Annotated in this window: 23 protein-coding genes and 2 tRNA genes; 20 read left to right on the forward strand and 5 right to left on the reverse strand. The window is 55.4% G+C overall.

Annotated features, from left to right (window positions below; translation table 11 throughout):
- Positions 1-31: 31 nt before the first annotated feature.
- On the reverse strand, positions 32-1,003 hold the full coding sequence (gene ispB / locus AFK67_RS02185) for an octaprenyl diphosphate synthase (RefSeq protein ID WP_007714820.1): 972 nt from the start codon (positions 1,001-1,003) through the stop codon (positions 32-34).
- 257 nt (positions 1,004-1,260) lie between these two features.
- On the opposite strand from ispB, the gene rplU reads away from it, so the two are divergent.
- The 4 genes from rplU to cgtA all read left to right on the forward strand — a co-directional run bounded on the left by rplU (position 1,261) and on the right by cgtA (position 4,098).
- Positions 1,261-1,572, forward strand: a complete 312-nt coding sequence (gene rplU / locus AFK67_RS02190) for a 50S ribosomal protein L21 (RefSeq protein WP_004385077.1) — start codon at positions 1,261-1,263, stop codon at positions 1,570-1,572.
- Positions 1,573-1,591: 19 nt separating this feature from the next.
- Positions 1,592-1,849, forward strand: coding sequence for a 50S ribosomal protein L27 (gene rpmA, locus AFK67_RS02195; protein WP_004385076.1), 258 nt, complete (start codon positions 1,592-1,594; stop codon positions 1,847-1,849).
- Positions 1,850-1,943: 94 nt separating this feature from the next.
- Positions 1,944-2,909, forward strand: coding sequence for a DMT family transporter (locus AFK67_RS02200; RefSeq protein WP_007714827.1), 966 nt, complete (start codon positions 1,944-1,946; stop codon positions 2,907-2,909).
- A 16-nt stretch (positions 2,910-2,925) separates the two neighbouring features.
- On the forward strand, positions 2,926-4,098 hold the full coding sequence (gene cgtA, locus AFK67_RS02205) for an Obg family GTPase CgtA (RefSeq protein ID WP_007714830.1): 1,173 nt from the start codon (positions 2,926-2,928) through the stop codon (positions 4,096-4,098).
- Positions 4,099-4,160: 62 nt separating this feature from the next.
- Here the strand turns inward: cgtA and pmrB are convergent, their stop codons facing one another.
- Genes pmrB through dacB form a run of 3 tightly spaced genes read right to left on the reverse strand, consistent with a single transcriptional unit; the run spans position 4,161 to position 7,317 of the window.
- A complete protein-coding gene (gene pmrB / locus AFK67_RS02210) occupies positions 4,161-5,222 on the reverse strand; it encodes a two-component system sensor histidine kinase PmrB (protein ID WP_007714833.1) in 1,062 nt (353 codons plus the stop codon).
- Positions 5,219-5,881, reverse strand: a complete 663-nt coding sequence (pmrA, locus tag AFK67_RS02215) for a two-component system response regulator PmrA (RefSeq protein WP_007714836.1) — start codon at positions 5,879-5,881, stop codon at positions 5,219-5,221. The genes pmrB and pmrA overlap by 4 nt, the downstream gene beginning before the upstream one ends.
- Positions 5,882-5,883: 2 nt before the next feature.
- The gene (gene dacB, locus AFK67_RS02220; RefSeq protein WP_032966697.1) at positions 5,884-7,317 is read right to left on the reverse strand and encodes a serine-type D-Ala-D-Ala carboxypeptidase; all 1,434 of its coding nucleotides are present in this window, start codon (positions 7,315-7,317) and stop codon (positions 5,884-5,886) included.
- 247 nt (positions 7,318-7,564) lie between these two features.
- On the opposite strand from dacB, the gene greA reads away from it, so the two are divergent.
- Positions 7,565-8,041, forward strand: a complete 477-nt coding sequence (gene greA, locus AFK67_RS02225; RefSeq protein ID WP_007714842.1) for a transcription elongation factor GreA — start codon at positions 7,565-7,567, stop codon at positions 8,039-8,041.
- A gap of 220 nt (positions 8,042-8,261) precedes the next feature.
- Here greA and yhbY read toward each other — a convergent pair whose 3' ends face one another.
- Positions 8,262-8,555 carry a ribosome assembly RNA-binding protein YhbY gene (gene yhbY / locus AFK67_RS02230; protein ID WP_007714845.1) on the reverse strand — a complete coding sequence of 98 codons (294 nt, stop codon included), beginning with the start codon at positions 8,553-8,555 and terminating at the stop codon, positions 8,262-8,264.
- 124 nt (positions 8,556-8,679) lie between these two features.
- Between yhbY and rlmE the strand changes: the two genes are divergently transcribed.
- The 15 genes from rlmE (at position 8,680) to nlpI (ending at position 24,579) form a co-directional block, all read left to right on the forward strand.
- On the forward strand, positions 8,680-9,309 hold the full coding sequence (gene rlmE / locus AFK67_RS02235; protein ID WP_004385066.1) for a 23S rRNA (uridine(2552)-2'-O)-methyltransferase RlmE: 630 nt from the start codon (positions 8,680-8,682) through the stop codon (positions 9,307-9,309).
- A gap of 56 nt (positions 9,310-9,365) precedes the next feature.
- Positions 9,366-11,300, forward strand: coding sequence for an ATP-dependent zinc metalloprotease FtsH (gene ftsH / locus AFK67_RS02240; RefSeq protein WP_004385065.1), 1,935 nt, complete (start codon positions 9,366-9,368; stop codon positions 11,298-11,300).
- 90 nt (positions 11,301-11,390) lie between these two features.
- The gene (gene folP, locus AFK67_RS02245; protein WP_007714850.1) at positions 11,391-12,239 is read left to right on the forward strand and encodes a dihydropteroate synthase; all 849 of its coding nucleotides are present in this window, start codon (positions 11,391-11,393) and stop codon (positions 12,237-12,239) included.
- Positions 12,232-13,569, forward strand: a complete 1,338-nt coding sequence (glmM, locus tag AFK67_RS02250) for a phosphoglucosamine mutase (protein WP_007714851.1) — start codon at positions 12,232-12,234, stop codon at positions 13,567-13,569. The genes folP and glmM overlap by 8 nt, the downstream gene beginning before the upstream one ends.
- A gap of 223 nt (positions 13,570-13,792) precedes the next feature.
- Positions 13,793-14,125, forward strand: a complete 333-nt coding sequence (secG, locus tag AFK67_RS02255) for a preprotein translocase subunit SecG (RefSeq protein ID WP_004385062.1) — start codon at positions 13,793-13,795, stop codon at positions 14,123-14,125.
- A gap of 42 nt (positions 14,126-14,167) precedes the next feature.
- Positions 14,168-14,254: transfer RNA gene (locus AFK67_RS02260), tRNA-Leu, on the forward strand.
- A gap of 59 nt (positions 14,255-14,313) precedes the next feature.
- Positions 14,314-14,390: transfer RNA gene (locus AFK67_RS02265), tRNA-Met, on the forward strand.
- A gap of 213 nt (positions 14,391-14,603) precedes the next feature.
- Positions 14,604-15,056: a ribosome maturation factor RimP gene (rimP, locus tag AFK67_RS02270; RefSeq protein ID WP_007673151.1), complete on the forward strand. Its 453-nt coding sequence runs from the start codon at positions 14,604-14,606 to the stop codon at positions 15,054-15,056.
- 27 nt (positions 15,057-15,083) lie between these two features.
- A complete protein-coding gene (nusA, locus tag AFK67_RS02275) occupies positions 15,084-16,571 on the forward strand; it encodes a transcription termination factor NusA (RefSeq protein ID WP_007714855.1) in 1,488 nt (495 codons plus the stop codon).
- Positions 16,572-16,595: 24 nt separating this feature from the next.
- The gene (gene infB, locus AFK67_RS02280; RefSeq protein ID WP_007714858.1) at positions 16,596-19,307 is read left to right on the forward strand and encodes a translation initiation factor IF-2; all 2,712 of its coding nucleotides are present in this window, start codon (positions 16,596-16,598) and stop codon (positions 19,305-19,307) included.
- Between the two features lie 132 nt (positions 19,308-19,439).
- Positions 19,440-19,841: a 30S ribosome-binding factor RbfA gene (gene rbfA / locus AFK67_RS02285; protein WP_007714860.1), complete on the forward strand. Its 402-nt coding sequence runs from the start codon at positions 19,440-19,442 to the stop codon at positions 19,839-19,841.
- Complete coding sequence (gene truB, locus AFK67_RS02290) at positions 19,841-20,785, forward strand: tRNA pseudouridine(55) synthase TruB (RefSeq protein ID WP_007714862.1); 945 nt, start codon at positions 19,841-19,843, stop codon at positions 20,783-20,785. The genes rbfA and truB overlap by 1 nt, the downstream gene beginning before the upstream one ends.
- Before the next feature lie 143 nt (positions 20,786-20,928).
- Positions 20,929-21,198, forward strand: coding sequence for a 30S ribosomal protein S15 (gene rpsO / locus AFK67_RS02295; RefSeq protein WP_004385056.1), 270 nt, complete (start codon positions 20,929-20,931; stop codon positions 21,196-21,198).
- A gap of 244 nt (positions 21,199-21,442) precedes the next feature.
- The gene (gene pnp / locus AFK67_RS02300) at positions 21,443-23,578 is read left to right on the forward strand and encodes a polyribonucleotide nucleotidyltransferase (protein ID WP_032966700.1); all 2,136 of its coding nucleotides are present in this window, start codon (positions 21,443-21,445) and stop codon (positions 23,576-23,578) included.
- 116 nt (positions 23,579-23,694) lie between these two features.
- Complete coding sequence (nlpI, locus tag AFK67_RS02305) at positions 23,695-24,579, forward strand: lipoprotein NlpI (protein ID WP_004385054.1); 885 nt, start codon at positions 23,695-23,697, stop codon at positions 24,577-24,579.
- Positions 24,580-24,651: the final 72 nt, after the last annotated feature.

A 24,651-nucleotide genomic window follows, 5' to 3' on the forward strand; every position in this document is an offset into this window, starting at 1 on the left:
AACTTTCCGCGCCCGTCGGCGCGGAGAAGGATTAATGGTCGCGCTGGACTGACATATGCGCAAGCGCAATCAGCGCGTCGCGCCACGGGGAAGGCTGAATAATTTCAAGCGCGGCGATAGCTTTGTCGGCTTCTTCTTCGGCCCGGGTGCGTGTCCACGCCAGCGAGCCGCAGGCCGCCATCGTTTCGAGCACCGGATCCAGCAGATGACGCCCATTGCCTTGCTCAATAGCCTCGCGGATCATCTGCGCCTGCGCAGGCGTGCCGTTATGCATCGCATGCAGTAGCGGAAGCGTTGGTTTGCCTTCGTTGAGATCGTCGCCCACGTTTTTGCCCAGACGCTCACCGTCAGCGCTGTAGTCCAGCAGATCGTCAATCAGCTGGAAAGCGGTGCCGAGATAGCGCCCGTAGTCCTGCAACGCGCGCTCCTGCGCCTCGCTGGCGCCTGCCAGAATGCCGGAACACTGCGCCGCCGCTTCGAAGAGACGCGCGGTTTTGCTGTAAATCACCCGCATGTAGCTCTCTTCGGTGATATCCGGATCGTTGACGTTCATCAGCTGAAGGACTTCGCCTTCCGCAATGACGTTAACCGCCTCGGACATCACCTCAAGCACTTTCAGCGACCCCAGGCTTGTCATCATCTGAAACGCGCGGGTGTAAATGAAATCTCCCACCAGAACGCTGGCGGCATTGCCAAACGCGGCATTCGCCGTCGCTTTGCCGCGACGCATGTCGGACTCGTCGACGACATCGTCATGCAGAAGCGTGGCGGTGTGAATAAACTCGATCAGCGCGGCGATAGTGACGTGCGCTTTCCCCTCATAACCGAGCGCACGCGCAGCGAGCACCGCAATCATCGGGCGAATGCGTTTGCCACCGCCGCTGACAATGTAATAGCCCAGCTGATTGATAAGCTGTACGTCGGAATTGAGCTGCTCAAGGATGGTCTCGTTGACACCGGCCATATCTTGCGCGGTTAACTCATTAATTTTTTCTAAATTCATCGCAAAAGTCTGGCTATCGTCCTGTTTACCACAGTCTGTAAGGGAGAAGGTAAGGATAGTGGATTCTAAATGTAGTACAGATTGTACCGGAAAAACGCGGCAGATAAACGTCGCCGTCACGGTTGTGTTTTTTTTCCGCACCGAACAACAAACGGGCTTGTCAAAGGCTCGCAATTTGCGTAATATTCGCGCCCTATTGTGAATATTTATAGCGCACTCTGATCATGCAAAAGGCGTGCGCGGAAGCGGAGTTCTATATGTACGCGGTTTTCCAAAGTGGTGGTAAACAACACCGAGTTAGCGAAGGTCAGACCGTTCGCCTGGAAAAGCTGGACATCGCAACTGGCGAAACTGTTGAGTTCGCTGAAGTTCTGATGATCGCAAACGGTGAAGATGTCAAAATCGGCGTTCCTTTCGTTGATGGCGGCGTAATCAAAGCTGAAGTTGTTGCTCACGGTCGTGGCGAGAAAGTTAAAATCGTTAAGTTTCGTCGTCGTAAACACTACCGTAAGCAGCAGGGCCACCGTCAGTGGTTCACTGATGTGAAAATTACTGGCATCAGCGCCTAAGACCTGAGGAGAGATTTAAATGGCACATAAAAAGGCTGGCGGCTCCACACGTAACGGTCGCGATTCAGAAGCTAAACGCCTGGGCGTTAAGCGTTTCGGTGGCGAGTCCGTTCTGGCGGGTAGCATCATTGTTCGTCAACGTGGCACCAAATTCCACGCTGGCAACAACGTAGGTTGCGGTCGTGACCACACTCTGTTTGCTAAAGCAGACGGTAAAGTGAAATTTGAAGTTAAAGGCCCGAACAACCGTAAATACATCAGCATCGTTGCTGAGTAAGGTTTTCTCGGTCCGGTAACGGATTAAAGCCCCGCAACCTGTTGCGGGGCTTTTTACATTGGAAACCCGGTAATTTTTCTGTAGGGAAACGGGCATGAAGCAGCAGGCCGGCATTGGTATTCTTTTGGCGCTCACGACCGCAATGTGCTGGGGTGCGCTGCCAATTGCAATGAAGCAGGTACTGGAAGTGATGGAGCCGCCTACAGTGGTGTTTTATCGCTTCCTGATGGCGAGCATCGGGCTTGGGTTGATCCTTACTATCAAAGGCCGACTACCGCCGATGGGCCTGTTCCGTAAACCGCGCTGGCTGGTGTTGCTGGCTATCGCGACGGGCGGGTTGTTCGGCAACTTCATTCTGTTCAGTTCTTCCCTGCAATACCTCAGCCCGACGGCTTCGCAAGTGATAGGCCAACTGTCACCGGTCGGCATGATGGTCGCAAGCGTGCTGATCCTTAAAGAAAAGATGCGCGGCACGCAGGTTATCGGGGCAATGATGCTGCTTTGCGGGCTGGTAATGTTTTTCAACACCAGCCTGATTGAGATCTTTACGCGCCTTACCGATTACACCTGGGGTGTGATTTTCGGGGTAGGGGCTGCGACGGTCTGGGTCAGCTATGGCGTCGCGCAGAAGGTGCTGCTGCGCCGTCTGGCCTCGCAACAGATCCTCTTTTTGCTGTACACTTTATGTACTATCGCGTTGTTGCCGCTGGCGAAACCGGGCGTGCTGTTCCAGCTCAGCTCATGGCAACTGGCCTGTCTCATTTTCTGCGGCCTGAACACCCTGGTGGGGTATGGTGCGCTGGCAGAGGCGATGGCGAGATGGCAGGCGGCGCAGGTCAGCGCCATTATTACGCTTACCCCACTGTTTACGTTACTGTTTTCAGATTTGTTATCTGTTGCCTGGCCCGATTTCTTCGCCAGACCGATGTTGAACCTGTTGGGTTATCTCGGTGCGTTTGTCGTGGTTGCGGGTGCGATGTATTCCGCCATTGGTCACCGTCTTTGGGGACGGTGGCGCAAAAACGAAGCGGCAGGAGTACTCCCCCGCTCGGGCGAATGAATTACGGAGAAGTAAAATGAAGTTTGTTGATGAAGCTGCGATCCTGGTCGTGGCGGGTGATGGCGGTAACGGCTGCGTAAGCTTCCGTCGTGAGAAATACATTCCGAAAGGCGGCCCGGACGGCGGTGACGGCGGTGACGGCGGTGACGTCTGGCTTGAAGCCGATGAAAACCTTAACACCCTTATCGATTACCGCTTTGAGAAGTCCTTCCGCGCCGAACGTGGTCAGAACGGCCAGAGCCGCGACTGTACCGGTAAACGCGGCAAAGATGTGACGGTCAAAGTGCCGGTCGGGACGCGCGTTATCGATCAGGGAACGGGCGAAACAATGGGCGACATGACCAAACACGGTCAGCGCCTGATGGTCGCCAAAGGCGGCTGGCACGGCCTGGGCAATACCCGCTTCAAATCGTCCGTTAACCGTACGCCGCGCCAGAAAACCATGGGCACGCCGGGCGAGAAACGTGATCTGCAGCTGGAACTGATGCTGCTGGCAGACGTCGGGATGCTCGGTATGCCGAACGCCGGTAAATCCACCTTTATTCGCGCGGTCTCCGCCGCGAAGCCGAAAGTGGCGGATTATCCGTTTACCACGCTGGTGCCAAGCCTTGGCGTCGTGCGTATGGATAACGAAAAAAGCTTTGTGGTTGCCGATATCCCCGGTCTTATTGAAGGCGCGGCGGAAGGCGCGGGCCTCGGTATTCGCTTCCTGAAACACCTTGAGCGTTGCCGCGTACTGCTGCACCTGATCGACCTCGATCCGATCGACGGCTCCGATCCGGCGGAAAACGCCCGTATCATTGTGGGCGAGCTTGAGAAATACAGCGAGAAGCTGGCGTCTAAGCCGCGCTGGCTGGTCTTCAATAAAATCGACCTGCTGGATCGCGCTGTTGCCGAAGAGAAAGCGAAAGCCATCGCCGAAGCGCTGGGCTGGGGCGATAAATATTATCTGATCTCTGCCGCCAGCCAGATAGGCGTGAAAGATCTGTGCTGGGACGTGATGCACTTCATCATCGAAAACCCGATTGTTCACGAAGACGACGCGAAGCAGCCTGAAAAAGTCGAGTTTATGTGGGATGACTATCATCGCCAGCAACTCGAAGAGATGGAGGCGGAAGCCGAAGAAGAGTGGGATGACGACTGGGACGAGGATGACGACGAAGGCGTCGAAATCGTTTATCAGCGTTAACAGAAAAGGCCGGGAAACCGGCCTTTTTTATTGGCTTTTCTGCATCTCTCAAGGCGGGTTTATTACTGGTTAATCGCCTCCGGCAGCCAGCATGACGCCGCCAGGCCGCCATTCGGGCCATCTTCCAGGATTAACCTGCCGCGATGCAGATGCACGATACGCTGCACGATGCTGAGCCCGAGACCGCTGCCGCCATAACGCTGATCCAGCCGCCGGAAGGGTTCAGCGATCGCCTGACGCTGCGCCTCAGGAATGCCCGGCCCTTCATCTATAACGCTCAGACGACTGCCGTCAGCATCAGACGCCAGCTCAACGACGATACGGCTGTTTTCGGGACTGTAACGCGAGGCGTTTTCCAGGAGGTTGCGAAGCATAAGGCGCAGCAGCACCGCATCGCCCTGAACATCCAGCGATGTCTCATCAGCAGGCCAGACGATATGCTGCCCGCGCTGTTCCGCCAGTTCATCAAGTTCACTGCGCAGCGGGGCAATAATATCGCCACACCAGCGCAGCGTCTCATAGTGGCCACTCGCCAGCGCCTGACCGGCGCGCGACAGCATCAGCAATTGCTCAACGGTATGCATCAGCCGATCGATGCGGGCGAGGAGCGGTTTGGCCTGCGCGATGCCGGACTGTTCCATCAGCTCCAGATGCAGCCGGATGCCCGCGAGCGGCGTGCGTAGCTCATGCGCGGCATCGGCGGTAAATAAGCGCTCCTGCTGGATGGTGTGGTCGAGACGTGAAAAGAGCTGATTAAGCGACAGCGTGACCGCGCTTATCTCTTCCAGTGCCGAATCGACCGGAACCGGGGAGAGGTTGTCGGCCGAACGGTTAGCCAGCGTGTGGCTGAGCTGGCTGAGGGGGCGTGTGATCCACGTGACCGCCCAGAAAGAGAAAAAGAGAGTAAACCCGACCATTACCAGAGAAGGCACCAGCAAAGAGGCAATCGCCTCGCGGATTTCCTTTTCGACATGCAGGGTGCGGGATTTCGCCGACAGCGTTTCATTTACCAGAAAGCTTATCTGCTCGCGGCTTTCATGCCAGAGCCAGACAACGCTTACCAACTGGCAGAAGAGAAGAATGAGCGCCAGCATCAGCATCAGCCGACGGCGCATGCTGTTCATGACGGGCGCTCCAGCCGGTAGCCCACGCCGCGGACGGTGCGGATGCGGGTTTTGCCGAGCTTACGACGAAGGTTATGAATATGCACTTCAAGCGTGTTAGAGCTGGGATCGTCCTGCCAGCTGTAGATATCCTGCTGTAAGGTTTCGCGATGCACCGTCTGGTCGATACGCATCATCAAACGCGTTAACAGCGCGAACTCTTTTGGCGTCACTTCCACGGGCTGGCCCTGCAGCAACACCTGCTGGGTTTGCAGGTTAAGCGTGATGTCGTCGTGCTGAAGCAAATTATCACTGTGGCCCTGATAGCGGCGGATCAGCGCGCGGACGCGAGCGTGAAGCTCTGCTACGGCAAAGGGCTTGACCAGATAGTCGTCGGCACCCGCATCAAGGCCGCTCACGCGGTCTTCAAGCGCATCGCGCGCGGTGAGGATAAGTACCGGCGTGCTGACGCCGCTGCGGCGCCACTGGCTCAACAGCGTCGCGCCGTCTTTATCGGGCAGGCCTAAATCGAGGATAACCAGACTGTATTCGCCGCTCTGGAGCAGGGCGTCGCCCTGCGCTGCGCTGCCGGCGCAGTCCAGCGCATAGCCCTCGTTGCCGAGCGCTATCGCCAGCCCTTCCTGTAACAGCAGATCATCTTCGACTATCAGTAGCTTCATTGTTAATTATTCTGGTAAAGGTCGCGGTAAAGCCGGCTTTCAAAGCGTACCAGCGGAATACGGCGGTTGCGCTGGTCGGCTGGCTCTACGGCGTAGCCGGAAAGATACTGAACAAACGCCATGCGTTGTCCGCTGGACGTGGTTATAAAGCCCGCCAGATTATATACCCCCTGCAACGAGCCGGTTTTGGCTGACACTTTACCGTCGACGCCCGCCTCATGCAGGCCAGCGCGATAGAGCAGCGAGCCGTCGTGCCCCGCAAGCGGCAGCATGGAGATAAAATTAAGCTGGCTGTCGTTGCGGGCGATGTACTGCAACACCTGCATCATGGTCGCGGGCGCTATCAGATTATGGCGCGAGAGGCCGGAACCATCCACCACGATAGTATTGCCTAAATCGACCCCGGCTTTCTGGCGCAGGATCTGGCGAACCGCATCGGCACCCGCGCGCCATGTGCCGGGCACGCCGTAAAAGTTACGACCAATGGTGCGAAACACCGTGTCGGCAATCATGTTGTCGGATTTCTTAAGCATCACGCGCAGGAGATCGTGCAGCGGCGGCGACTGGCGGCTGGCGATGACCGTGCCTGGCTCGTTGGGTTGCGTCTGGCGCAGCAGCGTGCCGCTGTAGGTGATGCCCGCTTGTTTAAGCTCCGCTTTGAGTATGGCGCCGGCATAACCCGCGCCGTCCTGGATTGCGAAAGCCAGTGGTAAAGGGTCGGCGCGCTGCGTCATACAGCCCGTCAGCGTGTAGCGGTTAAGATCTCCCGTCACGACGTCAAGCTCGCAATACTGGGCTTCTGAAGAGCCGCGCGGCAGGGTTTTCACCTGGCTGTAGACGTTTACAGGGTAGTAAGAGGCGATGCGCACGAAAGCCGGTTCGCCCGCCTGCTGCGCGCTATAGAGCGACACGGAAAAACAGTTGCGGTCAACGATGGCTGCGGAGGGCGGCGCGCTGAAGCACTGGGTCATGTCGTTCCACGGCCAGCCCGGCGCTTTGTCGTGGCTGGCGAAGGCGGAAGTGTCGATCAGCACGTTTCCTTTTATTTGCTGAACGCCCGCTTTTTTTAACGTCGCCACCATATTGTGCATATCCTGGCGCTTGAAGGTAGGATCACCCGTGAAGCGCGCGGTAAGATCGCCGTCAAGCACGCCGTCCCGCACCGCGCCGCGGCTTTCAAGCGTCGTGGTGAAGCGGTAATCGGGGCCGAGCTGCAATAGCGCAGCCAGTGCCGTGATCACTTTTTGCGTACTGGCGGGCAACGCCATCTGCTGGCTGTGAAAATCAATCTCAGGGGAGCTGGCTCCGACTTTTTGCACCATCAGGGCGAGATTCGCGCCGGCGGGTAACTGATTGATATACTCTTCGACATTGGCGGCACTGGCATTCAGGGCTACACTGGTGGTCAATCCGACAGCAAATCTGGAAAATCGCATAATCTCGCGGTAACAGCTGGAAACGTGCCGTCATACTAAGGCGCATCACCCTGCAAAGTAAACGATGACCCTTCGGGAACTTCAGGGTAAAATACGTATCAAATTGCAAAATCGTTCCTGACCTGGGGCTTCGTCTCCGGGTCAGTTTTCTTTTGTTTGCCGTCCGGGACTGAAAGGTCCTCCGGGCTGGCGTGCAGCCGGAGCGGGCTGTGAACCGTTCTTAACAGGACAGTGAGAGGTATAACAAATGCAACCTATTCCGATGACCTTACGTGGCGCTGAGAAATTACGCGAAGAGCTGGATTTTCTGAAATCCGTGCGTCGCCCGCAAATCATCGCCGCTATCGCCGAAGCCCGCGAGCACGGCGATCTGAAAGAGAACGCGGAGTACCATGCCGCTCGTGAGCAGCAGGGGTTCTGCGAAGGGCGTATTAAGGATATCGAAGCTAAACTTTCGAATGCCCAGGTGATTGATATCACCAAAATGCCGAATAATGGCCGCGTGATTTTTGGCTCCACCGTCACGGTGTTGAATCTGGATACCGACGAAGAGCTGACGTACCGCATCGTTGGCGACGACGAAGCGGATTTCAAACAGAATCTTATTTCTGTGAACTCGCCTATCGCGCGCGGTCTGGTGGGCAAAGAGCTGGACGACGTGGTGACGATTAACACCCCGGGCGGCCAGGTCGAATTTGAAATCATCAAAGTCGATTATCTTTAACGCCTGCCGCTGAACGGCTATTTTTGCAGTATGAGGCGCGTCTGCCGGGCGGATTTGCTGAACAGCGCATTCCTCTTCAACCCGCATGACACCCGTGCCGTTCAGTTTGTAAAGAAAGGAAAAAGGCCGCAAAGCGGCCTTTTATCAACAAACGGAGCGTGGCATTTTGCACCCTTGCCTGTAGCTTACGATTTCTGCGATCGCTCGCAGAACCCACAGCTTAGCGAGGCAGCGAAATTTTACGTTCCTTTGACGGGCGGTAGAGCACCAGCGTTTTCCCGATGACCTGTACGTTACAGGCGCCGGTTTCACGCACGATGGCATCCACAATCAGGGTCTTAGTTTCGCGTTCTTCAGTGGCGATCTTCACCTTGATTAACTCATGGTGCTCAAGCGCTTGCTCAATCTCGGCCAGTACCCCTTCGGTCAAACCATTGTTGCCAAGCATAACCACCGGCTTGAGCGGATGGGCGAGACCTTTCAGGTGCTGTTTTTGTTTAGTACTCAGATTCATCGTATTTTTTGCTTACGTTGGGATTGAAAACGGGTCATTCTACCGCCATCTCCCAATTATCGCCAAATGGCAATACGTGGGTTTTTGAGCCTGCGGCTCACGATGAACCCGGATGGAATGTGAAATGACAGGTAAAAAGCGTTCTGCCAGCTCCAGTCGCTGGCTACAGGAACACTTTAGCGATAAATATGTTCAACAGGCACAGAAAAAAGGGTTACGTTCCCGTGCCTGGTTTAAACTTGATGAAATACAGCAAAGTGACAAGATTTTTAAACCGGGAATGACGGTCGTCGATCTTGGCGCGGCACCCGGCGGTTGGTCACAGTATGTGGTCACGCAAATCGGAGGAGCAGGCCGTATTATCGCTTGCGATCTTTTACCAATGGATCCTATCGTTGGTGTGGACTTCCTTCAGGGCGACTTTCGTGATGAATTAGTCATGAAAGCGTTACTGGAACGCGTGGGCGACAGTAAAGTACAGGTTGTCATGTCAGATATGGCACCGAACATGAGCGGGACTCCGGCTGTGGATATTCCCCGCGCCATGTATCTGGTGGAACTGGCGCTCGAGATGTGTCGAGACGTGCTGGCACCGGGCGGTAGTTTTGTAGTGAAGGTGTTTCAGGGCGAAGGTTTCGATGAGTACCTGCGGGAAATTCGCTCCCTGTTTACGAAGGTGAAAGTTCGTAAACCGGACTCTTCTCGTGCCCGTTCACGTGAAGTGTACATTGTAGCGACCGGGCGCAAACTATAGTACCCTGACGCTGTTTGTTAACACAGTTGTAATATGAGGTTAATCCCTTGAGTGACATGGCGAAAAACCTAATACTCTGGCTGGTCATCGCAGTTGTGCTGATGTCAGTATTCCAGAGCTTTGGGCCCAGCGAGTCGAGTGGCCGTAGGGTGGATTACTCTACCTTCCTGCAAGAAGTTAACCAGGACCAGGTTCGCGAAGCGCGTATCAACGGACGTGAAATCAACGTTACCAAGAAAGATAGTAACCGATACACGACTTACATTCCCGTAAACGATCCCAAACTCCTTGATAACCTGCTGACCAAAAACGTAAAAGTGGTCGGTGAACCGCCTGAAGAGCAGAGCCTGCTGGCCACTATCTTCATCTCCTGGTTCCCGATGCTGCTGTTAATTGGGGTCTGGATATTCTTCATGCGCCAGATGCAGGGCGGCGGTGGCAAAGGTGCCATGTCGTTCGGTAAAAGCAAGGCGCGCATGCTGACGGAAGATCAGATTAAAACCACTTTTGCTGATGTGGCTGGTTGCGACGAAGCGAAAGAGGAAGTCGGCGAGCTGGTGGAATACCTGCGCGAACCGAGCCGTTTCCAGAAGCTGGGCGGTAAAATTCCGAAGGGCGTCCTGATGGTCGGCCCGCCGGGGACCGGTAAAACCCTGCTGGCGAAAGCCATCGCGGGCGAGGCGAAAGTGCCGTTCTTTACCATTTCCGGTTCTGACTTCGTTGAAATGTTTGTGGGTGTGGGCGCGTCCCGTGTTCGCGACATGTTCGAACAGGCTAAAAAAGCGGCGCCGTGCATCATCTTCATCGATGAGATCGATGCTGTAGGTCGTCAGCGTGGCGCGGGTCTTGGCGGTGGTCACGATGAACGTGAACAGACGCTGAACCAGATGCTGGTTGAGATGGATGGTTTCGAAGGTAACGAAGGCATTATTGTTATCGCTGCGACTAACCGTCCTGACGTGCTTGACCCGGCGCTGCTGCGTCCCGGTCGTTTCGACCGCCAGGTTGTGGTTGGCCTGCCGGATGTGCGTGGCCGTGAGCAGATCCTGAAAGTGCATATGCGTCGCGTACCGCTGGCACCGGATATCGACGCGGCTATCATCGCGCGCGGTACGCCGGGCTTCTCCGGTGCTGACCTTGCTAACCTCGTCAACGAAGCAGCGCTCTTTGCCGCTCGCGGCAATAAACGCGTCGTTTCGATGGTGGAGTTTGAAAAAGCGAAAGACAAAATCATGATGGGCGCGGAACGCCGCTCCATGGTGATGACCGAAGCGCAGAAAGAGTCGACCGCGTACCATGAAGCGGGCCATGCGATTATCGGTCGTCTGGTGCCTGAGCACGATCCGGTGCATAAAGTGACGATCATCCCGCGCGGTCGCGCGCTGGGCGTGACGTTCTTCCTGCCTGAAGGCGACGCTATCAGCGCCAGCCGTCAGAAGCTGGAAAGCCAGATTTCGACGCTGTACGGCGGCCGTCTGGCGGAAGAGATCATCTACGGGCCGGAGCATGTCTCCACCGGTGCGTCTAACGACATTAAAGTCGCGACTAACCTTGCTCGTAACATGGTGACCCAGTGGGGCTTCTCTGACAAACTCGGTCCGCTGCTGTATGCGGAAGAAGAGGGCGAAGTGTTCCTGGGCCGCAGCGTGGCGAAAGCCAAGCATATGTCAGATGAAACGGCGCGTATTATCGATCAGGAAGTCAAGGCTCTGATTGAACGTAACTATAATCGCGCTCGCCAGATCCTCAACGATAACATGGACATCCTGCATGCCATGAAAGACGCGCTGATGAAGTATGAAACCATCGACGCGCCGCAAATTGACGATCTGATGGCTCGCCGTGATGTTCGCCCGCCAGCAGGCTGGGAAGATCCAGGCGCCAACAATAACTCTGACAGCAACGGTACACCGCGTGCGCCGCGTCCGGTTGATGAACCGCGTACGCCGAACCCGGGCAACACCATGTCTGAGCAGTTTGGCGATAAATAATTGCCTGCTGTAGTATCAATGCATTAATTAAAACCCCGGCCTGTCCGGGGTTTTCTGTTTTCGTTCATTCAAGTTCATAAGGGAATGGCAATGAAACTCTTCGCTCAGGGCTCAACGCTCGAACTTTCTCACCCGCACGTGATGGGGATCCTGAATGTCACGCCGGATTCTTTCTCCGATGGCGGCCAGCACAACACGCTGGTCGAGGCGGTGAAACACGCCAATGCGATGATTAACGCCGGGGCGACCATCATTGACGTGGGCGGCGAATCGACCCGTCCTGGCGCGGCGGAAGTGAGCGTGGAGGAAGAACTCTCCCGAGTGGTGCCGGTAGTGGAAGCGCTGGCGCAGCGGTTTGAAGTCTGGGTATCGGTAGATACCTCCAAACCGGAAGTAATCCGCGAGTCGGCGCGGGCAGGCGCTCATATCATAAATGATATCCGCTCGCTGACGGAGCCCGGTGCGCTGGAAGCGGCGGCGCAGACGGGTCTGCCTGTGTGCCTAATGCATATGCAGGGGCAGCCGAAAACGATGCAGCAGGCACCGCATTATGACGATGTGTTTGCCGACGTCGCGCACTTTTTTGAGGAACATATCGCCCGTTGTGAAGCGGCAGGCATTACAAAAGAAAAAATCATACTCGACCCGGGATTCGGTTTCGGTAAAAATCTGGCCCACAATTACCAGCTTCTCGCCCGGCTTTCAGCGTTTCACCGCTTCGGAATGCCTTTGCTGGTGGGAATGTCGCGTAAGTCGATGATTGGACAGCTCCTTAACGTCGGGCCCGATCAGCGCCTGCCCGGTAGCCTTGCCTGTGCGGTGATGGCCGCCATGCAAGGTGCGCAGATCGTTCGGGTTCATGATGTGAAAGAAACCGTCGAAGCGATGCGCGTAGTGGAAGCAACTCTTTCAGCGAAGGATAAAAAATACTATGAGTAACCGTAAATATTTCGGGACGGACGGCATTCGCGGCCGCGTAGGCGATGCGCCGATCACCCCTGATTTCGTTCTGAAGCTGGGCTGGGCAGCGGGCAAAGTGCTGGCGCGTCATGGCTCCCGTAAAGTCATTATCGGCAAGGACACCCGTATTTCTGGTTACATGCTGGAATCCGCATTAGAAGCGGGGCTGGCCGCGGCCGGGCTTTCGGCGCTCTTTACCGGGCCGATGCCGACGCCTGCAGTCGCGTATCTGACGCGTACTTTCCGTGCGGAAGCGGGCATTGTTATCTCTGCGTCCCATAACCCGTTTTACGATAACGGCATCAAATTCTTCTCCATCGACGGCACCAAACTACCGGACGAAGTGGAAGAGGCTATCGAAGCGGAGCTGGAAAAAGAAATTAGCTGCGTGGATTCCGCCGAACTCGGCAAAGCGAGCCGGATCGTTGACGCCGCCGGACGCTATATCGAATTCTGTAAAGGCACGTTCCCTAACGAGCTTAGCCTGAACGGCCTGAAAATCGTTGTGGACTGCGCGAATGGCGCGACATACCACATCGCGCCTAATGTGCTGCGCGAGCTGGGCGCACGGGTTATCACCATCGGCAGCGAGCCTGACGGGCTTAACATTAACGAAAAATGCGGAGCGACTGATGTGCGCCTGTTACAGGAGCGCGTGGTGGCTGAGAAAGCCGATTTGGGCATCGCATTCGACGGTGATGGCGACCGCGTCATTATGGTTGACCATGAAGGCAACAAGGTCGATGGCGATCAGATCCTTTATATCATTGCGCGCGAAGGGCTACGTCAGGGCCAGCTGCGCGGTGGCGCAGTGGGTACGCTGATGAGTAATATGGGCCTTGAGGTCGCGCTGAAACAGCTCGGCATCCCCTTTGCGCGTGCGAAAGTAGGCGACCGCTACGTGCTCGAAAAGATGCAGGAAAAAGGCTGGCGCATTGGCGCTGAAAACTCCGGCCACGTCATTCTGCTCGATAAAACCACGACTGGCGACGGCATCGTGGCGGCATTGCAGGTGTTAACGGCGATTGCGCGTAACCATATGAGTCTGCACGATCTCTGCAGCGGCATGAAGCTGTTCCCGCAAATCCTGGTCAACGTGCGCTTTACGCCGGGCAGCGGCGATCCGCTCGAGCATGAAACAGTAAAAGCCGTAACTGAGAGCGTTGAGCAAGCGCTGGGCAAACGCGGACGCGTGTTGCTGCGTAAATCCGGCACCGAGCCTCTGATCCGCGTGATGGTTGAAGGGGAAGACGAAGCGCAGGTGACGGAATTTGCGCATCGTATCGCGGATGCGGTGAAAGCGGTTTAATTTCTCAGGCGCTTAAAAAGGCGGCGAAAGTCGCCTTTAAAATCGCCGTTTTAGCGTGTTTTGCCGTTTTTTTCCGCAGTCAGCATTCGGCGTTAAAATTGCACTTGCGCGCCCAGAACACTTTCGTTAGTATTCACACCCGCTTCAGTAGGGAATGACAAATACCCTGCTTTATTGGTTTGAAGCAATTGGCTGCGGTAACCCCGCAAGGAACAGGTTGATTATGTACGAAGCTCTTTTGGTAGTTTTCCTTATTGTAGCGCTGGGCCTCGTGGGTCTTATCATGCTGCAGCAAGGTAAAGGCGCTGATATGGGAGCCTCCTTTGGCGCAGGCGCTTCTGCTACGCTGTTCGGTTCAAGTGGTTCTGGTAACTTCATGACCCGTATGACAGCTGTGCTGGCAACCCTGTTCTTCATTATCAGCCTGGTGCTGGGTAACATTAACAGCAACAAAACCAATAAAGGAAGTGAGTGGGAAAACCTGACTGCGCCAGCAAAAACTGAGCAGACTCAGCCCGCAGCGCCGGCTAAGCCGACCAGCGATATCCCGCGTTAATTTGTCAGCTTCGCGCAGTAAACAGAAACTGCGCACTATAGTGCCGAGGTGGTGGAATTGGTAGACACGCTACCTTGAGGTGGTAGTGCCCGATTGGGCTTACGGGTTCAAGTCCCGTCCTCGGTACCAAATCCCAGCAGAACTTGCAATTTAAACGTTAAAGGCGTAGTATTTGCCACGTTTTCGGACGCGGGGTGGAGCAGCCTGGTAGCTCGTCGGGCTCATAACCCGAAGGTCGTCGGTTCAAATCCGGCCCCCGCAACCACTTTCCCTGAGAGTTGTTTTTCAAATATACTGTGAAGTGCAGCGAATGCCTTCCTGACCGTTTTTGAAAGAAAATTCCCCGGAAGGTGTTCCGGACCGCGCATTGCGGTTTACAGGGTTCAGTTATTAAAAGCCCCGATTTATCGGGGTTTTTTGTTATCTGGCTAAAGAATAACTGGGCTTTATGCCCTTTTTTTATGTCCTGGGGGTGGGCTTGTCCACATTAGAGCAAAAATTAACAGAGATGATTACGGCACCGGTGGAAGCGCTGGGCTACGAACTCGTCGGCATCGAATTCATTCGCGGTCGCACATCGACGCTGCGCATCTATATTGATAGTGAAGATGGCATCACTGTTGACGATTGTGCTGATGTCAGCCACCAGGTTAGCGCCGTTCTTGATGTCGAAGACCCGGTTACGGTGGCTTACAACCTGGAAGTCTCCTCGCCTGGCCTCGACCGTCCTCTCTTCACTGCCGAACACTATGCCCGTTACACTGGCGAAGAGGTGACGCTGGTACTGCGTATGGCGGTACAGAATCGTCGTAAGTGGCAGGGAATCATTAAAGCCGTTGATGGCGAAATGATTACCGTTGCAGTTGACGGCAAAGATGAAGTGTTCGCGCTGAGCAACATTCAGAAAGCGAACCTGGTACCCCAATTTTAACAGTCTGGATTGAGGCGAAGGCCCCTGATGAATAAAGAAATTTTGGCTGTTGTCGAAGCAGTTTCCAACGAAAAAGCGGTTCCGCGCGAGAAAATCTTTGAAGCGCTGGAAAGCGCGCTGGCTACGGCAACCAAGAAAAAATATGAACAAGAGATCGATGTTCGCGTGAGCATCGACCGTAAAAGCGGTGATTTCGATACGTTCCGCCGCTGGGTTATTGTTGAAGAAGTCACCCAGCCGACTCGTGAAATCACACTGGAAGCGGCGCGTTACGAAGATCCGAGCCTGAACGTCGGCGAATACGTCGAAGATCAGATCGAATCCGTCACGTTTGACCGCATCACGACGCAGACCGCCAAACAGGTCATCGTACAGAAAGTCCGTGAAGCTGAACGCGCGATGGTTGTTGACCAGTTCCGCGAGCATGAAGGTGAAATCATCACCGGCGTGGTGAAGAAAGTTAACCGCGAAAACATCACGCTGGACCTCGGCAGCAACGCCGAAGCCGTCATTCTGCGTGAAGACATGCTGCCGCGTGAAAACTTCCGTCCGGGCGACCGCATTCGCGGCGTACTGTACGCCGTTCGTCCTGAAGCGCGCGGCGCTCAGCTGTTCGTCACTCGCGCCAAGCCGGAGATGCTGATTGAGCTGTTCCGCATCGAAGTACCGGAAATCGGCGAAGAAGTGATTGAAATTAAAGCGGCTGCCCGCGATCCGGGTTCACGCGCTAAAATTGCGGTGAAAACCAATGACAAGCGCATCGACCCGGTCGGCGCCTGCGTAGGTATGCGCGGCGCGCGCGTTCAGGCGGTGTCGACCGAGCTTGGCGGCGAGCGTATTGATATCGTGCTGTGGGATGACAATCCGGCGCAGTTCGTTATCAACGCCATGGCGCCGGCAGACGTCGCGTCTATCGTGGTGGATGAAGATAAACACACCATGGATATCGCCGTCGAAGCGGGCAATCTGGCGCAGGCCATCGGCCGTAACGGCCAGAACGTGCGTCTTGCTTCACAGCTGAGCGGCTGGGAACTCAACGTAATGACCGTTGAAGACCTCCAGGCCAAGCATCAGGCTGAAGCGCACGCCGCCATTGATACTTTTACGAAGTATCTCGACATTGATGAAGAGTTCGCCACGGTTCTGGTAGAAGAGGGCTTCTCCACGCTCGAAGAACTGGCCTACGTGCCAATGAAAGAGCTGCTGGAAATCGACGGCCTGGACGAGTCGACCGTGGAAGCATTACGCGAACGCGCTAAAAACGCGCTCACCACCCTGGCGCTGGCTCAGGAAGAGAGCCTCGGCGACAACAAGCCGGCTGACGATCTGCTTAACCTCGAAGGTATGGATCGTACGCTGGCTTACAAACTCGCTGCTCGCGGTGTGTGTACGCTTGATGACCTCGCCGATCAAGGCGTGGACGACCTCGCGGATATCGAAGGGTTGACCGATGAGAAAGCCGGTGAGCTTATCATGGCCGCTCGTAACATCCGCTGGTTTAGCGACGAAGCGTAATAAACTGTAGCAGGAAGGAACAGCATGACTGATGTAACCGTAAAAGCGCTGGCCGCAGAGATTCAGACCTCCGTGGACCGCCTGGTACAGCAATTCGCTGATGCAGGGATCCCGAAGTCCGCTGAAGACTCTGTGACGGCACAAGAGAAACAAGCCTTACTGGCGCACCTGAACCGCGAACATGGTTCAGGGCCGGATAAGTTGACTTTACAGCGCAAAACGCGCAGTACTTTAAATATTCAGGGTACCGGCGGGAAAAGTAAGTCGGTACAGATCGAAGTCCGCAAAAAACGCACCTTTGTAAAACGTGATCCGCAAGAGGCAGAGCGTCTCGCCGCGGAAGAACAGGCGAAGCGTGAGGCGGAAGAGCAGGCCCGTCGTGAAGCAGAGGAAGCTGCCAAGCGAGAGGCAGAGGAAAAAGCCAAGCGTGAAGCCGGCGATAAGGCGAAACGTGAAGCTGAAGAACAAGCTAAACGCGATGCCGCTGATAAAGCGAAACGTGAAGCTGCGGAAACGAGCAAAGTGAGCAATCAACAAACTGACGAAGTGAGCAAAGCTGCTCAGGCGGAAAAATCCCGCCGCGAAGCCGAAGCCCTTGAACTTAAGCGCAAGGCCGAAGAAGAAGCGCGTCGCAAGCTGGAAGAAAATGCCCGTCGCGTAGCGGAAGAAGCCCGTCGTATGGCTGAAGAGAACGCGACCAAATGGGAAAGCGGCAGCGAAGAAGAATCTGAAGACAGCAGCGACTACCACGTCACTACTTCTCAGCACGCGCGTCAGGCAGAAGATGACAGCGATCGCGAAGTAGAAGGCGGCCGTGGTCGCGCGCGTCCGGCGAAAGTCGCACGCCAGAAGAAGAGCAACAAGCATTCCGAATCCAAAGCGGATCGTGAAGAAGCCCGTGCAGCCGTTCGCGGCGGCAAAGGCGGCAAGCGCAAAGGCAGCTCCCTGCAGCAGGGCTTTAACAAGCCGGCTCAGGCAGTTAACCGCGATGTTGTTATCGGCGAAACCATCACCGTCGCTGAGCTGGCTAACAAGATGGCCGTAAAAGGTTCTCAGGTTATCAAAGCGATGATGAAGCTGGGCGCGATGGCGACCATCAACCAGGTCATCGATCAGGAAACCGCACAGCTGGTTGCTGAAGAGATGGGCCACAAAGTTATCCTGCGTCGTGAAAACGAGCTGGAAGAAGCGGTAATGAGCGACCGTGATATGGGCGCACAGGCTGAGCCGCGTGCACCGGTCGTGACCATCATGGGTCACGTTGACCACGGTAAAACCTCTCTGCTCGACTACATCCGTTCCACGAAAGTGGCATCGGGCGAAGCGGGCGGCATTACCCAGCATATCGGTGCGTACCACGTACAGACCGATAACGGCATGATCACCTTCCTGGATACCCCGGGCCACGCCGCGTTTACCGCGATGCGTGCACGTGGTGCGCAGGCAACGGATATCGTGGTTCTGGTTGTGGCGGCGGATGACGGCGTGATGCCGCAGACCATCGAAGCTATCCAGCACGCCAAAGCGGCGAAAGTGCCGGTTGTCGTTGCGGTGAACAAAATCGATAAGCCAGACGCCGATCCGGATCGTGTAAAAAACGAGCTGTCTCAGCACGGTATCATCCCGGAAGAGTGGGGCGGCGAGAGCCAGTTCGTCCACGTTTCTGCGAAAGCGGGCACCGGTATCGATGAACTGCTGGACGCTATTCTGCTCCAGTCCGAAGTTCTGGAACTGCATGCCGTCCGTAAAGGCATGGCGACCGGCGTCGTTATCGAATCCTTCCTGGATAAAGGTCGTGGTCCGGTTGCTACCGTTCTGGTTCGCGAAGGTACGCTGAACAAAGGCGACATCGTGCTGTGTGGCTTTGAATATGGCCGTGTACGTGCGATGCGTAACGAACTTAACCAGGAAGTCCAGGAAGCGGGTCCGTCCATTCCTGTCGAGATTCTGGGTCTCTCCGGCGTACCTGCCGCGGGTGACGAAGTGACCGTTGTTCGTGACGAGAAGAAAGCGCGTGAAGTGGCTCTCTATCGTCAGGGTAAGTTCCGCGAAGTGAAACTGGCGCGTCAGCAGAAATCTAAACTCGAGAACATGTTCGCGAACATGACCGAGGGCGAAGTTCACGAAGTCAACATCGTGCTGAAAGCCGACGTACAGGGCTCCGTAGAAGCGATTTCCGACTCCCTGCTGAAACTCTCCACCGACGAAGTGAAGGTGAAGATTGTGGGCTCGGGTGTGGGTGGTATCACCGAGACCGACGCTACGCTGGCTGCGGCGTCCAACGCTATTCTGGTTGGCTTCAACGTTCGTGCCGACGCCTCTGCGCGCCGCGTTATCGAAGCGGAAAGCCTGGATCTGCGCTACTACTCCGTCATTTATAATCTGATCGACGAAGTGAAAGCGGCAATGAGCGGCATGCTGTCGCCTGAGCTGAAACAGCAGATTATCGGTCTTGCCGAAGTTCGTGACGTGTTCAAATCGCCGAAATTCGGTGCGATTGCTGGCTGTATGGTTACCGAAGGTACGATTAAACGTCACAACCCGATCCGCGTCCTGCGCGACAACGTGGTTATCTATGAAGGCGAGCTGGAATCTCTGCGCCGCTTCAAAGATGACGTTAACGAAGTCCGTAACGGCATGGAATGTGGTATCGGCGTGAAGAACTACAACGACGTTCGCGTTGGCGACATGATCGAAGTGTTCGAAATCATCGAGATCCAGCGCAGCATCGACTAATCCTTTAGCGCCCTGCGCAAGCGCGCAGGGCAGGATTCAGGCGCACATTTTGTAGGCCGGGTCAGCGAAGCGCCACCCGGTATGACTATTCAAAAGGGGCTAATAGCCCCTTTTTTGTCTGGAGAATTTATTATGGCGAAAGAATTTGGTCGCCCTCAGCGCGTCGCGCAGGAGATGCAAAAAGAGATTGCTATCATCCTGCAGCGCGAAATTAAAGATCCGCGCGTGGGTCTGATGACCACCGTATCGGGCGTGGAAGTTTCCCGCGATCTGGCGTATGCCAAAGTATTCGTGACCTTCCTGAATGATAAAGACGAAGCGGCCGTTAAATCGGGCATCAAAGCGCTTCAGGACGCGTCAGGCTTCATCCGTTCGCTGCTCGGCAAAGCGATGCGCCTGCGCATCGTGCCGGAACTGACCTTTTTCTACGATAACTCGCTGGTTGAAGGGATGCGCATGTCCAACCTGGTCAGCAGCGTAGTGAAACACGACGAAGAGCGTCGCGTGAATCCGGACGACGACAAGGAGGAATAATGAGTCGTCCTCGTCGTCGCGGTCGCGACGTGCATGGCGTGTTGCTGCTGGATAAGCCGCAGGGGCTCTCCTCCAACGACGCATTGCAAAAGGTAAAGCGCCTCTATAATGCTAATCGTGCTGGTCATACGGGCGCGCTGGACCCGCTGGCGACCGGCATGCTGCCGATTTGCCTCGGCGAAGCGACCAAGTTTTCCCAGTATCTGCTCGATTCCGATAAGCGTTATCGGGTGATTGCGCGCCTCGGACAACGCACCGACACTTCTGATGCCGACGGCACCGTGGTGGAAGAGCGTCCGGTCGCGTTTAGCGAGCAGGCGCTGCAGGACGCGCTAGAGAGCTTTCGTGGCGATACGCTGCAGGTGCCGACCATGTTTTCGGCGCTGAAATACCAGGGCAAACCGCTGTACGAATATGCGCGTCAGGGTATCGAAGTGCCGCGTGAAGCGCGTCCGATTACCGTTTACGAACTGCTGTTTATTCGCCATGAAGGCAATGAGCTTGAGCTTGAAGTGCACTGCTCGAAGGGTACGTACATTCGCACCATTATTGATGACTTAGGCGAAAAGCTCGGCTGCGGCGCGCATGTGACTTACCTGCGCCGTCTGACGGTCAGTAAATATCCGGTGGATCGTATGGTGACCCTCGAGCAGCTAAACGCGCTGCTCGAAGCGGCGCAGCAGCAGGATATCGCGCCGTCTGAACTGCTCGACCCGCTGTTGATGCCAATGGACAGTCCTGCTTCGGACTACCCAGTCGTCAACCTTCCGCTGACCTCCTCCGTTTATTTTAAAAACGGCAACCCCGTGCGTACCAGCGATGCGCCTGCGCAGGGCCTGGTTCGCGTGACGGAAGGCGACGCGCAGAAGTTTCTCGGCATGGGTGAAATCGACAGTGAAGGCCGCGTAGCGCCCCGCCGTCTGGTGGTGGAGTATCCGGCGTAACCCTCGTCGCTACCTTGCGATAACAGGCCGCGACAGGTAGAATATTGCGGCTTAACACTACGCCCGTCATTTTTATGCAGGCGTAGCCCCGGGTGGCTGAATTAGAGATCGGCACCCTTATTTTTTATAAACTGGAGTTGAAAATGTCTCTAAGCGTTGAAGCTAAAGCTAAAATCGTTTCTGAGTTTGGTCGTGGTGAGAACGACAGCGGTTCTACCGAAGTTCAGGTTGCACTGCTGACTGCGCAGATCAACCACCTGCAGGGCCACTTCGCAGAGCACAAAAAAGATCACCACAGCCGTCGTGGTCTGCTGCGTATGGTTTCTCAGCGTCGTAAACTGCTCGACTACCTGAAACGTAAAGATGTTGCACGCTACACTGCGCTGATCGAGCGTCTGGGTCTGCGTCGCTAATCATTGCGAGTTTCAGAAAAGGGGGCCTTTACGGCCCCTTTTTTCGACCAGACGGCAGCAATTGCGAGTAAACTCATGTATTGTTGCTGGGTATGATCTTCGTTGCAGAGGTTCGCGCGGCTAATGAGAGGCTTTATCCGCCTAAGCGGGTCAGGGTTGTCATTAGTCGCGAGGATGCAAAGAAGATCGGGTACTGTCAGCACGGCTTCAGGCGTGCTGTTCTTCATTTAGAAAGGGTATAATTTTGCTTAATCCGATCGTCCGCAAATTTCAGTATGGTCAACATACTGTCACTCTTGAAACCGGTATGATGGCGCGTCAGGCCACTGCTGCCGTTATGGTAAGCATGGATGACACCGCCGTATTCGTGACAGTGGTAGGCGCTAAAAAAGCGAAACCAGGTCAGGACTTTTTCCCGCTGACCATTAACTATCAGGAGCGTACTTACGCTGCTGGTCGTATCCCTGGCGGCTTCTTCCGTCGTGAAGGTCGTCCGAGCGAAGGCGAAACGCTGATCGCGCGTCTGATTGACCGCCCGCTGCGCCCGCTGTTCCCGGAAGGCTTCGTTAACGAAGTTCAGGTTATCGCGACCGTCGTTTCCGTTAACCCACAGGTTAACCCGGACATCGTGGCGATGATCGGCGCATCCGCTGCGCTATCTCTGTCTGGTATTCCGTTCAACGGCCCGATTGGCTCCGCGCGCGTGGGTTACATCAACGATCAGTACGTCCTGAACCCGACTCAGGAAGAGCTGAAATCCAGCAAACTGGATCTGGTTGTTGCTGGTACCGAAAGCGCCGTGCTGATGGTGGAATCCGAAGCTGAACTGCTGAGCGAAGATCAGATGCTGGGCGCGGTGGTGTTCGGCCACGAGCAGCAGCAGATTGTGATTCAGAACATCAACGATCTCGTGAAAGAAGCGGGCAAACCGCGCTGGGACTGGCAGCCAGAAGCCGCTAACGAAACCCTGAACGCGCGCGTTAAAGCGCTGGCAGAGTCTCGTCTGAGCGACGCTTACCGCATCACTGACAAACAAGAACGTTACAGCCAGATCGACGCTATCAAAGCGGACGTCATCGCTGCGCTGCAGGCTGAACAGGCCGAAGGCGACGCGCTTGATGAAAACGAGCTGGGTGACATTCTGCATGCTATCGAGAAGAACGTCGTACGTTCTCGCGTTCTGGCAGGCGAACCGCGTATCGACGGCCGCGAAAAAGATATGATCCGTGGTCTGGACGTGCGCACTGGCGTACTGCCGCGTACTCACGGCTCCGCGCTCTTCACCCGTGGTGAAACTCAGGCGCTGGTGACCGCGACCCTTGGCACCGAGCGTGACGCGCAGAACATCGACGAGCTGATGGGCGAGCGTACTGACCGCTTCCTGTTCCACTACAACTTCCCTCCGTACTCTGTCGGCGAAACCGGCATGGTCGGCTCTCCGAAGCGTCGTGAAATCGGTCACGGTCGTCTGGCGAAACGTGGCGTACTGGCAGTGATGCCGGCAGCCGATCGTTTCCCGTACACCGTGCGTGTTGTGTCTGAAATCACCGAATCCAACGGTTCTTCTTCCATGGCTTCCGTGTGTGGCGCTTCTCTGGCGCTGATGGACGCTGGCGTGCCGATCAAAGCCGCTGTGGCTGGTATCGCGATGGGTCTGGTGAAAGAAGGCGAAAACTTTGTCGTTCTGTCCGACATTCTGGGTGACGAAGACCACTTGGGCGATATGGACTTCAAAGTGGCCGGTTCTCGTGAAGGTATCACTGCGCTGCAGATGGATATCAAAATCGAAGGCATCACCAAAGAGATCATGCAGGTTGCACTGAACCAGGCTAAGGGTGCGCGTCTGCACATTCTGGGCGTGATGGAACAGGCTATCAACGCGCCGCGTGGCGATATCTCTCAGTTCGCACCGCGTATCCACACTATCAAGATCAGCCCTGACAAGATCAAAGACGTGATCGGTAAAGGCGGCTCTGTGATTCGTGCGCTGACCGAAGAGACCGGCACCACCATCGAAATCGAAGATGACGGCACCGTGAAGATCGCAGCGACCGACGGGGAGAAAGCTAAACACGCAATCCGTCGTATCGAAGAAATCACCGCAGAAATCGAAGTGGGTCGTATCTACAACGGTAAAGTGACCCGCATCGTTGACTTCGGCGCCTTCGTTGCCATCGGCGGCGGTAAAGAAGGTCTGGTACACATCTCTCAGATTGCTGACAAGCGCGTTGAGAAAGTGACCGACTATCTGCAGATGGGTCAGGAAGTACCGGTTAAGGTACTGGAAGTTGACCGTCAGGGCCGCGTGCGTCTGAGCATCAAAGAAGCGACCGAGCAGACTCAGGAAGCAGCAACCCCTGCTGCGCCGGAAGCCGAGTAAGGTTTGCCATTTAGCTCTCCGTGGCGACACGGAGAGCCATTTGATACGGGGCAGGATGTCCCGTTTGCAGCCGGGGGACAGGACGTTCATCCAATTGTTGTCTTCGGGAGTGGGAAATGAAGCCTTTATTGCGCTGGTGTTTCGTTGCGACAGCACTCACGCTGGCAGGATGCAGCAACTCTGCCTGGCGTAAGAGTGAAGTCCTGGCGGTGCCATTGCAACCGGCCTTGCAGCAAGAAGTGATCCTCGCACGCATGGAGCAGATCCTCGCAAGTCGGGCTTTAACCGATGATGAACGCGCACAGCTTTTATATGAGCGCGGAGTGTTGTATGATAGTCTTGGTTTGCGGGCACTGGCGCGAAATGATTTTTCACAAGCACTGGCTATCCGCCCCGATATGCCTGAAGTATTCAACTACTTAGGCATTTATTTAACGCAGGCAGGCAATTTTGATGCTGCCTATGAAGCGTTTGATTCTGTACTTGAGCTTGATCCAACTTACAACTACGCGCATTTAAATCGCGGTATCGCCCTCTACTACGGCGGACGTTACCGGTTAGCGCAAGATGATCTGCTGGCGTTTTATCACGACGATCCCAATGATCCTTTCCGTAGTCTGTGGCTCTTCCTTGCTGAAAGCAAAATGGATGAGAAACAGGCCAAAGCGGCCTTGCAAGAACGCTTTGAGAAATCGGACAAAGAACAGTGGGGATGGAACATAGTCGAATTCTGGCTCGGCGACATTAGCGAAAAAACGTTAATGGAACGCCTGAAGGCAGACGCAACGGATAACACCTCGCTCGCTGAGCATCTCAGTGAAACCAACTTCTATTTAGGTAAGTACTACCTAAGTCTGGGGGATAAGGACAGCGCCACGGCACTGTTCAAATTAGCGGTCGCTAACAACGTACACAACTTCGTTGAGCACCGTTATGCATTGTTGGAATTAGCGCTCTTGGGCCAGGAGCAAGATGACCTGGCAGAATCGGACCAGCAATAGCTGACGAACATTTCAGCCCACGGATTTTTTACTAAAAGTCATCACCTTAACCGGTGAGGGCTTGTTTGTTCG

The organism is Cronobacter dublinensis subsp. dublinensis LMG 23823 (assembly GCF_001277235.1).
GTDB classification, from domain to species: Bacteria; Pseudomonadota; Gammaproteobacteria; order Enterobacterales; family Enterobacteriaceae; genus Cronobacter; species Cronobacter dublinensis.